Below are 11,991 nucleotides of genomic sequence, written 5' to 3'. Positions count from 1 at the left end.
CGACAGACGGATGCCGCATCGCAGTGCGATGCGGCATCCGGTCGTCCAGCGTGCGCGGCGTCTACGGGCGTCCGCGCAGAACCGCCTGCTTCACCTCGGCGATGGCCTTGGTGACCTCGATGCCGCGGGGGCACGCCTCGGTGCAGTTGAAGGTGGTGCGGCAGCGCCACACGCCCTCCTTGTCGTTGAGGATGTCGAGGCGCACATCGCCGGCGTCGTCGCGCGAGTCGAAGATGAAGCGGTGGGCGTTGACGATCGCGGCCGGTCCGAAGTACTGGCCGTCGGTCCAGAACACCGGGCACGACGAGGTGCACGCGGCGCACAGGATGCACTTCGTGGTGTCGTCGAAGACCTCGCGGTCGACGATGGACTGGATGCGCTCCTTGCCCGGCTCCGGCGTGGAGCTCGCGATGAGGAACGGCTGCACCTCGCGGTACGACGCGAAGAAGGGCTCCATGTCGACGACGAGGTCCTTCTCCAGCGGCAGGCCCTTGATCGCCTCGACGTAGATCGGCTGGGAGATGTCGAGATCCTTGATGAGGGTCTTGCACGCCAGGCGGTTGCGGCCGTTGATGCGCATCGCGTCGGAGCCGCAGATCCCGTGCGCGCACGAGCGCCGGAAGGTCAGCGACCCGTCGACCTCCCACTTGATCTTGTGGAGCGCGTCCAGCACGCGGTCGGTCGAATAGAGCTCGACGTCGTAGTCGACCCAGCGCGGCTCCTCGTCGACCTCCGGGTCGAAGCGACGGATGATGAACGTGACGAGGAACGACTGGATGCCGGTGTCGCTCGCGGTCTCCTGCGCGCGCACGGGGGCGTCGGCGTCGGTGCGCTCGATGACGTCGGTTGCCGAGGTGGCCATCAGTACTTCCTCTCCATCGGCTGGTAGCGGGTCACCACGACGGGCTTCCAGTCGAGGCGGATGTGGTCGTCGGCCTTCGACGAGCCGGCATCCCCCGAGAGGTACGCCATCGTGTGCTGCATGTAGTTCTCGTCGTCGCGCTGGGGGAAGTCGTCGCGCATGTGACCGCCGCGGCTCTCCTTGCGGTTGCGCGCGGTGACGACGACGACCTCCGCGATGTCGAGCAGGAAGCCGAGCTCGACGGCCTCGAGCAGGTCGGTGTTGAACCGCTTGCCCTTGTCGTCGACGTGCACGTTCCGGAAGCGCTCGCGGAGCTCCTCGATGACCTCGAGGACCTCGCCGAGCGACTCCTCGGTGCGGAAGACCTGAGCCTTGCGGTCCATCTCGTCCTGCAGCTTCTTGCGCAGGACGGCGATGCGCTCGGTGCCCTGGTTGTTGCGCAGGCCCTCGATCAGGTTGCGCACCTCGGCGGCGGGGTCTTCGGGCAGCGGCACGAAGTCGGCGCTCTGCACGTACTGGACCGCGTTGCGGCCGGCCCGCTTGCCGAACACGTTGATGTCCAGGAGCGAGTTGGTGCCGAGGCGGTTGGAGCCGTGTACCGACACGCACGCGCACTCGCCGGCGGCGTACAGGCCTGGGACGACCGTGGTGTTGTCGCTGAGCACCTGCGCGTCGTTGTTGGTCGGGATGCCGCCCATCGCGTAGTGCGCGGTCGGCATGACGGGCACGGGCTCCACCACCGGGTCGACGCCGAGGTAGGTGCGGGCGAACTCGGTGATGTCGGGGAGCTTGGTCTCGAGGACCTCGGCGCCGAGGTGGGTGCAGTCCAGCAGCACGTAGTCGCGGTGCGGGCCGGCGCCGCGTCCTTCGGCGACCTCTTGCACCATGCAGCGGCTGACGATGTCGCGGGGCGCGAGGTCCTTGATGGTCGGCGCGTAGCGCTCCATGAAGCGCTCGCCGGTCACATTCCGCAGGATCGCCCCCTCGCCGCGCGCGCCCTCGGTGAGCAGGATGCCGAGCCCGGCGAGGCCCGTCGGGTGGAACTGGAAGAACTCCATGTCCTCCAGGGGCAGGCCCTTGCGCCAGATGATGCCGACGCCGTCACCGGTGAGGGTGTGGGCGTTGGAGGTCGTCTTGAAGATCTTGCCGAAGCCGCCGGTGGCGAAGATCACGGCCTTCGAGTGGAACACGTGCAGGTCGCCCGTGGCGAGCTCGTACGCCACGACGCCCGCGATCTCGGTGCCGCCGTCGGCGTTCTTCACCGTGATGAGGTCGAGGACGTAGAACTCGTTGAAGAAGTTGATGCCGAGCTTGACGCAGTTCTGGAACAGCGTCTGCAGGATCATGTGGCCGGTGCGGTCGGCGGCGTAGCAGGCGCGGCGCACCGGCGTCTTGCCGTGATCGGCGGTGTGGCCGCCGAAGCGGCGCTGGTCGATCTTGCCCTCGGGCGTGCGGTTGAAGGGCAGGCCCATGTTCTCGAGGTCGATGACCGCGTCGATGGCCTCCTTCGCGAGGATCTCGGCCGCGTCCTGGTCGACCAGGTAGTCGCCGCCCTTGACGGTGTCGAAGGTGTGCCACTCCCAGGAGTCCTCTTCGACGTTGGCCAGCGCCGCCGCCATGCCGCCCTGCGCCGCGCCGGTGTGGGAGCGCGTGGGGTACAGCTTGGTGATGACGGCGGTCTTCGCGCCGGGGCCGGCCTCGATGGCGGCGCGCATGCCCGCGCCGCCGGCCCCCACGATGACGATGTCGAACTGGTGGTAGTGGACGCCGTCCTTGACGTAGGAGTCCGCGGTCTGAGTGCTCACGTGTGGGGTGCCTCTGTTCTGTGCTGCGTTCTGAGTCGTGGCGAGGGGGTCTGCGTCAGGCGCTGCAGATCTCGGCCAGGACGCTTCCGTCGCTGAGGTTGGGGATGCACGGGTCGAAGGTGAAGACCACGAGCGTGCCGAGGAGGATGAGGAAGGCGGCGGTGAGCCACAGCGCCCACACCAGCACCCGGCGGGTCTTGTCGTGCATGACGTAGTCGTTCACGATCGTCCGCATGCCGTTGGCGCCGTGGATGAGGGCGAGCCAGAGCATCAGCACGTCCCACCACTGCCAGAACGGCGAGGCGAACTTGCCGGCGACGAAGGCGAAGTCGATGCCGTGGATGCCCTCGCCGAGCATGAGGTTGACGAAGAGGTGGCCGAAGATCAGCACCACCAGCAGCACGCCCGAGGCGCGCATGTAGATCCAGCCCCACTTCTCGAGGTTCGGTCCCTTGCGGCGCACCGCGGTGCGCGGGGAGCGGGGGTCGGCGATCGCGGCGCCTCCCTGCGTCTGTCCGAGGGTCATCAGTGCTCTCCTCCCCAGCCGTAGGCGAAGACGATCGACAGGTGGCGTACGGCGAAGGGGATCATCGTCGCCAGGAACAGGGCGATGACGCCCCACCACAGCTGGCGCTGGTGGCGGGTCGCCCAGGGCCAGAAGTCGACCAGGATGATCCGCAGCCCGTTGTAGGCGTGATAGGCGACGGCGCCGACCAGCACGACCTCGCCGAGCCCCATGATCGGGTTCTTGTACGAGCTCATCACTGCGTCGTACGCGTCCGGCGCGACCCGGATCAGGGCCGTGTCGAGGATGTGCACGAGGAGGAAGAAGAAGATGGCGACGCCGGTGATGCGGTGGAGCACCCATGACCACATGCCCTCGTTCCCGCGGTAGAGGGTGCCGCGGGGGACTCGGGAGGTGGTCTCGGATACCGACGGTGTGACGCGTGCTGGTGCAGACACGTGCGTCCTCCTTGGATCGAAACACGGTGGGGCGGCCTCGGCGGACGAGGACGGCCCCCGGAGAGGGCCCCAAACGGTGGGCTTCGGGCCGTCGGCGTCACGCGGGCGCTGCGTCCATCCTATTCCCGCATTCGGGGCACGGGCGACGAAGGGCATCCTTACGATGCCTTCTTCCGGAGGGATCTTCGCATGCGTGAAGAACACCGTTTGTTTCGCCCGGCGGCCACCTCAGCAGCGCTCGGCCGGGTCCGGTCGCGGCCGGTGTCGAAAATGCGCCGAAACTCTTTGCCCGCCCGGGAGACCCCGCCTAGCTTTTGTTGGACACAAGAACATATGCGTCGCTGCGGCGTCGCCGACGAAGATGTCAGGAGTTCTCAATGCGTCGATCCCTTCGATCGCTTCTGGTGGCCACGGCCGCCGCTTCCCTCGTGGTGCCCCTCTGGGCGGGCACGGCCGCCAACGCCGAGCCGCCCGGATTCAGCCACGCCGACAAGGACACCCTGCGCAATCAGGCCCCGCGCGATCTCGCGATCGGCAGCGCCGTCTGGGCGCAGCGGGACCTCCTCTCCTATGACCCCGCCGCGCCGACGGAGCTGCAGCGGGTCCTCGGCGCCCAGTTCTCCTCGGTGACCCCCGAGAACGACATGAAGTGGGATGCCATCCACCCGGCGCCCGACGTGTACGACTTCGCGTCCGCCGACGCGCTGGTCGCCTTCGCCGAGGCGAACGGCCAGGAGGTCCGCGGCCACACGCTGCTCTGGCACAGCCAGAACCCGGCCTGGGTGACCGCGGCGAGCAGCACGTGGACCTGCGACGACGCTCGGGCCGTGCTGGAGGACCACATCCGCACCGTGGTCGGCCACTTCAAGGGCGAGATCTACGAGTGGGACGTCGCGAACGAGATCTTCCAGGACAACTGGGACGCGGGCGGGGTCCGGCTCCGCACCGAGGCCAACCCGTTCCTCCGGGCGTGCGCCGACGACCCGGTCGCGCTCATCGGGGATGCCTTCCGCTGGGCGCACGAGGCCGATCCCGACGCCGTGCTGTTCCTCAACGACTACAACGCCGAGGGCATCAACGAGAAGACCGACGCGTACTACGACCTCGCGCAGCGCCTGCTCGCCGACGGCGTGCCGCTGAGCGGGTTCGGCGCGCAGGGGCACCTCAGCCTGCTCTACGGCTTCGACACCTCCATCCAGGCGAACTTCGAGCGGTTCGCCGCGCTGGGACTGAAGGTCGCCGTGACGGAGGCGGACGTGCGCATCCCGCTGCTCGACGGCGAGACGGGCCCGACGCCCGCCCAGGTCGCCGAGCAGGCCGCGCGCTACGACGCGATGCTCGAGGCGTGCCTGAACGTCCCCGCATGCTCGTCGTTCACCGTGTGGGGCTTCCCGGATGCCAACTCGTGGGTTCCCGCCGTCTTCCCCGGCGAGGGCTGGGCGACGATCTTCGAGGACGACTTCTCGCCGAAGCCGGCCTTCGACGCCATGCTCGCGTCGCTGCGCGACGCCACGCCCGGCATCTCGCCGAGAAGGGGCTGACCTCCACGACGGCGGCGGGCAGGCGATGCCCGCCGCCGTCGTCATGCGCCCGCCACGCGCGCGCCATCCCGGCGAAAACCGGCCCGATAGCCTGGGGTCATGTCCGGACGCATCGACGACTTCTACGCCGTCATCCCCGCGGGTGGCATCGGCAGCCGGCTCTGGCCGCTCTCGCGAGCCGACGCCCCCAAGTTCCTGCACGATCTCACCGGCTCCGGGCGCACCCTGCTGCGCGACACCTGGGACCGGCTGGAGCCCCTGGCCGGTGCGGACCGCATCGCCGTGGTGACCGGGCGCGCCCATCGCGCGGCCGTGGAGAGGGAGCTCCCGGGCATCCCCGACCACAACGTCTTCCTCGAGTCCGAGCCGCGCGACTCCACCGCGGCGATCGGCCTCGCCGCGGCGATCCTGGCGCGCCGGGAGCCCGACGTCATCATCGGATCCTTCGCGGCCGACCACGTCATCCGCGTGCCGCAGCTGTTCGACTGGGCCGTGCGCCAGGCGGTCGCCACCGCCCGCGAGGGGTACATCTGCACGATCGGCATCCAGCCCTCCGAGCCGTCGGTCGGCTTCGGCTACATCCGCAAGGGCGATGCGCTGACCGTGGAGGGTGCGCCCGAGGCGGCCCTGGTGGAGAGCTTCGTGGAGAAGCCCGACCTGGAGACCGCCAAGGAGTACTTCGCCGACCGCAACTACCTGTGGAACGCGGGCATGTTCATCACGCGCGCCGACGTGCTGCTGGGAGAGATCGCCGAGAGCGACCCCCACCTGTACGCGGGCCTCATGGACCTGGCCGAGGCCTGGGACGACCGCGACCGCCGCGGCCCGGTCGTGGACCGCGTCTGGCCGACCCTCACCAAGATCGCCATCGACTACGCCGTCGCCGAGCCCGCCGCGGCGAAGGGCCGCCTCGCCGTGATCCCCGGGCACTTCGACTGGGACGACGTGGGCGACTTCGCCAGTCTCGCCAAGCTCAACTCCGGCGGGCGCAAGAACGATCTGGCGATCCTGGGTGAGAACGCACGGGTGCTGTCCGACGCCGCCAGCGGCATCGTCGTCAGCCAGACCCGCCGCGTGATCAGCGTCATCGGGGTGCGCGACATCGTGGTCGTCGACACCGAGGACGCCCTCCTGGTCACCACGAGCGAGCATGCGCAGCGGGTGAAGGGCGTCGTCGACGCGCTCAAGCTGAGCGGGCGCGGCGAGGTGCTCTGACGAGGAAGTGATGGGACCGGATGCCGCGAGCCGCGGCATCCGGTATCGAACTCGTCTCGCGATATTGCGTCTTTGTAACCATTCCGCTCGCGGGGGCCCGGACGCATGCAACTCCGGCGTCACAATGGGTAACTTGATGCAGTCCCCGTGAAGGCCGCGGGGGAACGTAGTGGAGGCTGAGTTGACCATCTCACGCACCAAGAAGCTCGTCGGCGTCACCGTCGCCGCGGGCATGCTGATCGCCCTCGCGGGCTGCGGCTCCGCCCCGGAGGAGACGGACCCCACCGGTGACGCAGGCGGCGACGTCGTCGAGGGCTTCACGCCCTGCCTGGTCTCGGACGACGGCGGCTTCAACGACAAGTCGTTCAACCAGTCGGCGCTCGAGGGCATGGAGCGCGCCGCCGAGGAGCTCGGCGTCGAGGCGATCGAGGTCGAGTCGAGCTCGGCCAACGACTACGCCCCGAACCTCGAGAACCTGATCGCCGAGGGCTGCACGTTCATCGTGTCGGTCGGCTTCAAGCTCTCGGCCGACACCATCACGTCGGCCAACGCCAACCCCGAGGTGAGCTACGCCATCATCGACGACTGGGCCGACAACACCGGCGCCAAGGACGACGAGGGCAACGACATCGGCGACGGCACCACCGACGCCCCCAACATCAAGCCGCTCATGTTCGACACGGTCCAGGCCGCGTACCTCGGCGGCTACGCCGCGGCCGCGTGGTCGGCGCAGTCCGGCGTCAACAAGGTCGGCACGGTCGGCGGCATCCCGATCCCGCCGGTGACCATCTTCATGGACGGCTTCGTCGACGGCGTCGAGAAGTACAACGAGGACAAGGGCGCCAACGTCGAGACCTTCGGCTGGGACGTCGAGGCTCAGCAGGGCTCGATGACCGGTGGCTTCCAGGCCAACGACACCGCCAAGCAGGCCATGCAGGGCGTGCTCGACCAGGGCGTCGACGTCATCCTCCCGGTCGGCGGCCCGATCTACCAGAGCGCCCGCGACGCCATCACCGACGGCGGCACCGGCACCGTCATGCTCGGTGTGGACTCCGACCTCGCCGTGGCCGACCCGTCGGTCGCCGACATGGTGCTCGTCTCGATCATGAAGCGCATCGACGAGGCCGTCTACCAGGCCACGCTCGAGGCGTCGACCGGTGACTTCGACGTCACCCCCTACGTCGGCACGCTCGAGAACGAGGGCGTCGGCCTCTCCGGCTTCGGCTCGTTCGAGTCGCAGCTGCCCGAGGGTCTGACCGACGAGCTCGACGCGCTGCGCGAGCAGATCATCTCGGGTGAGCTCGAGGTCACCTCGCCCAGCTCGCCGTAAGGCAGGGCAGGTGTGACACGCGGCCGGGTGGACGACTCCACCCGGCCGCGTTCTTCCGGGCACGGCAGCCACCATGGCGCCACCGCCGAATGGATATATAAGGTGCAGATATGAAGCTCGAGCTCCGTGGCATCACGAAGCGGTTCGGCTCCCTCGTCGCGAACGACCACATCGATCTGGTGGTCCAACCGGGTGAGATCCACGCTCTTCTGGGGGAGAACGGCGCCGGCAAGTCCACGCTCATGAACGTCCTCTACGGCCTGTATCAGGCGGACGAGGGCGAGATCCTGCTGAACGACGTCGTCCAGCACTTCCGAGGACCCGGCGACGCGATGAACGCCGGTATCGGCATGGTGCACCAGCACTTCATGCTCATCCCCGTCTTCACCGTGGCCGAGAACGTCATGCTGGGCCACGAGGACACCAAGGCGCTCGGCGCCCTCGACCTCGCCAAGGCGCGCCAGCACGTGCGCGCCGTCGCCGACCGGTTCGGGTTCGAGGTGGATCCCGACGCGATCGTCGGCGACCTCCCCGTCGGAGTCCAGCAGCGCGTCGAGATCATCAAGGCGCTCTCCCGCGACGCGAAGGTGCTCGTGTTCGACGAGCCCACCGCGGTCCTCACGCCGCAGGAGACCGACGAGCTGATGGCGATCATGCGGCAGCTGCGCGACGAGGGAACCTCGATCGTCTTCATCACCCACAAGCTCCGCGAGGTCCGCGCCGTCGCCGACCGCATCACCGTCATCCGGCTCGGCAAGGTCGTGGGCGAGGCCGCGCCCACCGCGTCCAACGCCGAGCTCGCGTCGCTCATGGTGGGCCGCGCCGTCGAGCTCACCGTCCACAAGGAGCCGGCCACGCCCGGCACGGGCGGCCTGGAGGTGCGCGATCTGCGCGTCGTCGCCGCCGACGGCACCGTCGTCGTCGACGACGTGAGCTTCGACGTGCGGCCCGGCGAGATCCTCGCGGTGGCCGGTGTGCAGGGCAACGGCCAGACCGAGCTCATCGAGGCCATGGTTGGCCTCGCCGACCGCGTGACCGGTTCGATCGAGCTCGACGGCGTCGAGCTCGTCGGCAGGAGCGTGCGCGGCATCCTCGACGAGGGTGTCGGGTTCGTCCCCGAGGACCGCACCGAGGACGGCCTCGTCGGCACCTTCACCGTCGCCGAGAATCTGATCCTCGACCGCTCCGGCGACAGCGCCTTCATCTCGGGCGGCACGATCCGCCGGGGCGTGCTGGACGAATTCGCCAGGGCGCGGATCGCCGAGTACGACATCCGCACGCAGGGCCCGGACCTGCCCGCCGGCACGCTCTCGGGCGGGAACCAGCAGAAGGTCGTCATCGCCCGGGAGATGAGCCGCGACCTCAAGCTCCTCGTCGCCGCGCAGCCCACGCGCGGCGTCGACGTCGGCTCCATCGAGTTCATCCACAAGCGCATCGTCGAGACCCGCGATGCCGGCATCCCCGTCGTCGTCGTCTCCACGGAGCTCGACGAGGTCGCCGCGCTGGCCGACCGCATCGCCGTCATGTACCGCGGTGCGATCGTCGGCATCGTGCCCGGCGGAACCCCCCGTGACGTTCTCGGCCTGATGATGGCCGGCGAGAAGCCTGAGGAGGCGGTCGCGTGAGCGGTCAGACCCCTGCCGCGAGCGGCGAACCGCTGAAGGGCGGCTTGCCCCCCGAGCAGCTGCCCCCGGTCTCCGGACCCCTGACGGGGTCGCCCGACCTCCCCGCACCCTCGCCGACCGCGCCCGGCGCCGTCGACGGCGAGGTGCCGCCGCCGCCCCGGCAGAACGTCTTCATCAAAGAGCTGCTGCGCAGCAACTGGGTGACGACCGTTCTCGCGATCGTCGTGGCCATGGTCGTCGGCGGCATCCTCATGGCGCTCACCGACGAGGACGTCCAGGAGGCGGCGGGGTACTTCTTCGCCCGCCCCACCGACACACTCGCGGCCATCTGGAACGCGGTGTACGGCGGGTACGAGGCGATGTTCCGCGGCGCCATCTTCAACCCCCGCGCCAATGACTTCGCGACGCAGATCCGCCCGCTGACCAACACCCTCGGGTTCGCGGCGCCGCTGATCGCCGCGGGCCTCGGCGTGGCGCTGGCGTTCCGCGTCGGCCTGTTCAACATCGGCGGTCGCGGCCAGATCCTCATCGCCTGTGCGACGGCGGCGCTGCTGACGTTCAACCTCAACCTCCCGATGTTCCTGCAGCTGCCGCTGACGCTCGCCGCAGGCATCGCCGGCGGCGCGATCTGGGGTGGCATCGTCGGTGTGCTGAAGGCCCGCACCGGTGCCCACGAGGTCATCCTCACGATCATGCTCAACTACGTCGCGTTCTACCTCGTGACGTGGATGGTGCGCACCTCCGGCATCCTGCAGCGGCCCGCCGGGGACCAGCCGATCTCGTCGGCGACCCCCGCGAACGCGCAGTTCCCCGAACTGCTCGGGCCGCGCTTCCCGCTGCTGGACTGGGGCTTCATCATCGTGATCGGGGCCACCGTCTTCGTCTGGTGGCTCGTCGAGCGCTCCGGCCTCGGCTTCCGGCTGCGTGCCGTGGGTGAGAACCCGCACGCCGCGCGGGCGGCGGGCATCTCGGTGCAGCGCATGTACATCTACGCGATGCTCTTCGCCGGCGGCCTCGCCGGCCTGGCCGGCATGAACCAGATCCAGGGCTCGGTGACCACGGGCTTCGACGGCCTCATCGACGCGGGCATCGGCTTCGACGCGATCACCGTGGCGCTCCTCGGCCGCAGCCGGGCGTGGGGCGTGTTCGCGGCGGGCCTGCTGTTCGGCGCGCTCAAGGCCGGATCGTTCACGATGCAGGCCTCGCAGGGCATCCCGGTCGACATCGTGCTGGTCGTGCAGTCGCTCATCGTGCTGTTCATCGCCGCACCGCCGCTGATCCGCACGATCTTCTTCCTGCCCAAGACCGATGCCGAGAAGGCCGCGAAGGCCAGAGCCAAGGCCGCGAAGAAGGCGGTGTCCGCATGACCGCCCTCGCCCCCGCTCCCGCCGCAGGAAGCACCGTGCAGCACTCCACGGTGAAGGTCCGCCATCTGAAGATGCCCATCACCCTCGCCATCGCGACGGTGCTGCTGGCCCTGCTGTTCCTCCTCGTGCCGCGCGACGGCGTCAGCACGTTCCGGCTGGGCGACCCCGGCTCGTCCATCGCGCTGCCGAACGTCAGCGTCCCGACGGCGCCGACGTGCTGGATCCTGATCGTCCTGCTCGTCCTGCTGACCCTGTTGGCCTTCTGGAACGCGGTCTCGTATCGCCGCACCGGCATGTGGCTTCCGATCGTGTTCGGCGTCCTCGCCGTGTTCGCGTTCCTGGTGTGGGCCTCCGCCGGCGGTCTCGTGCCCGTCACGGGGCTGCTCTTCGGCGCGCTGTCGCTGTCGATCCCGCTGATCTTCGGCGCCCTGGGCGGCGTCATCGGCGAGCGCGTCGGCGTGGTCAACGTCGCGATCGAGGGTCAGTTCCTCTTCGGGGCGTTCAGCGCGGCGCTGCTGGCGAGCATCACGCACAACCCGTTCGTCGGCCTCGTCGGCGCGATGATCGGCGGCGTGCTCGTGGCGTTCGTGCTGGCCGCGTTCTCGATCAAGTACCTCGTCGACCAGGTGATCGTCGGTGTGGTCCTGAACGTCCTGGTCACCGGCCTGACCGGATTCCTCTACGGCGCGCTGCTGGTGCCCAACGAGTCCGAGCTCAACCGCCCGGTGCGCTTCACGCGCTGGGAGATCCCGGTGCTCGGCGAGATCCCGATCATCGGGCCGGTGGTGTTCAACCAGACGTTCATCGTCTACCTCATGTACATCACGGTCGCGGTGGTGGCGTGGGGCCTGTACCGCACCCGGTGGGGCCTGCGCCTGCGCGCGGTCGGCGAGCACCCGCAGGCCGCCGACACCGTGGGCATCAAGGTGAACACGAGCCGCTTCTGGAACGTCTCGCTCGCGGGCGCCATCGCCGGAATCGGCGGGGCGTACTTCACGCTGGTCTCGGTGGGGCAGTTCACCAAGGAGATGACGGCGGGCCTCGGCTTCATCGCCCTCGCGGCCGTCATCTTCGGCCGCTGGGATCCGATCCGCGCGACGCTGGCGGCGCTGCTGTTCGGCTTCGCGACGAACCTGCAGAACCTCCTCACGGTGCTGCGGACGCCGATCCCCAGCGAGTTCATGCTGATGCTTCCGTACGTCGTGACCATCATCGCCGTCGCCGGCTTCGCGGGGCAGATCCGCGGCCCCGCGGCAGCGGGCAAGCCGTACATCAAGGGATGA

Annotated in this window: 10 protein-coding genes; 6 read left to right on the top strand and 4 right to left on the bottom strand. The window is 69.1% G+C overall.

Features of this window, described 5'->3' with window-relative positions; genetic code table 11:
• Window positions 1-61: 61 nt before the first annotated feature.
• From ACZBH1_RS01675 to sdhC, 4 genes are read right to left on the bottom strand one after another with little or no spacing between them, the layout of a single operon-like run.
• On the bottom strand, window positions 62-862 hold the full coding sequence (locus tag ACZBH1_RS01675; RefSeq protein ID WP_336398398.1) for a succinate dehydrogenase iron-sulfur subunit: 801 nt from the start codon (window positions 860-862) through the stop codon (window positions 62-64).
• Window positions 862-2,667: a succinate dehydrogenase flavoprotein subunit gene (gene sdhA / locus ACZBH1_RS01670; protein ID WP_463645294.1), complete on the bottom strand. Its 1,806-nt coding sequence runs from the start codon at window positions 2,665-2,667 to the stop codon at window positions 862-864. The genes ACZBH1_RS01675 and sdhA overlap by 1 nt, the downstream gene beginning before the upstream one ends.
• A gap of 55 nt (window positions 2,668-2,722) precedes the next feature.
• Window positions 2,723-3,193, bottom strand: a complete 471-nt coding sequence (locus tag ACZBH1_RS01665; protein ID WP_336398400.1) for a succinate dehydrogenase hydrophobic membrane anchor subunit — start codon at window positions 3,191-3,193, stop codon at window positions 2,723-2,725.
• Window positions 3,193-3,630 (bottom strand): succinate dehydrogenase, cytochrome b556 subunit, encoded by a 438-nt coding sequence (gene sdhC / locus ACZBH1_RS01660; protein ID WP_336398401.1) that lies wholly within the window; start codon window positions 3,628-3,630, stop codon window positions 3,193-3,195. Before sdhC ends, ACZBH1_RS01665 begins: the two co-directional genes overlap by 1 nt.
• Window positions 3,631-4,007: 377 nt before the next feature.
• Here sdhC and ACZBH1_RS01655 point away from each other — a divergent pair, with 377 nt between their 5' ends.
• From ACZBH1_RS01655 to ACZBH1_RS01630, 6 genes are all read left to right on the top strand, one after another.
• Window positions 4,008-5,171 (top strand): endo-1,4-beta-xylanase, encoded by a 1,164-nt coding sequence (locus tag ACZBH1_RS01655; RefSeq protein ID WP_336398402.1) that lies wholly within the window; start codon window positions 4,008-4,010, stop codon window positions 5,169-5,171.
• A gap of 99 nt (window positions 5,172-5,270) precedes the next feature.
• Window positions 5,271-6,386 (top strand): mannose-1-phosphate guanylyltransferase, encoded by a 1,116-nt coding sequence (locus tag ACZBH1_RS01650; RefSeq protein WP_336398403.1) that lies wholly within the window; start codon window positions 5,271-5,273, stop codon window positions 6,384-6,386.
• A gap of 181 nt (window positions 6,387-6,567) precedes the next feature.
• Window positions 6,568-7,716 carry a BMP family lipoprotein gene (locus ACZBH1_RS01645; RefSeq protein ID WP_336398404.1) on the top strand — a complete coding sequence of 383 codons (1,149 nt, stop codon included), beginning with the start codon at window positions 6,568-6,570 and terminating at the stop codon, window positions 7,714-7,716.
• A gap of 110 nt (window positions 7,717-7,826) precedes the next feature.
• Window positions 7,827-9,341, top strand: coding sequence for an ABC transporter ATP-binding protein (locus tag ACZBH1_RS01640; protein ID WP_378882402.1), 1,515 nt, complete (start codon window positions 7,827-7,829; stop codon window positions 9,339-9,341).
• Window positions 9,338-10,708, top strand: coding sequence for an ABC transporter permease (locus ACZBH1_RS01635; protein WP_463645293.1), 1,371 nt, complete (start codon window positions 9,338-9,340; stop codon window positions 10,706-10,708). Before ACZBH1_RS01640 ends, ACZBH1_RS01635 begins: the two co-directional genes overlap by 4 nt.
• Window positions 10,705-11,991 carry an ABC transporter permease gene (locus tag ACZBH1_RS01630; protein ID WP_463645292.1) on the top strand — a complete coding sequence of 429 codons (1,287 nt, stop codon included), beginning with the start codon at window positions 10,705-10,707 and terminating at the stop codon, window positions 11,989-11,991. Before ACZBH1_RS01635 ends, ACZBH1_RS01630 begins: the two co-directional genes overlap by 4 nt.

It is taken from the genome of Microbacterium sp. ZXT2-5, assembly GCF_055329545.1.
This window is presented reverse-complemented; position numbering and strand designations above follow the sequence as displayed.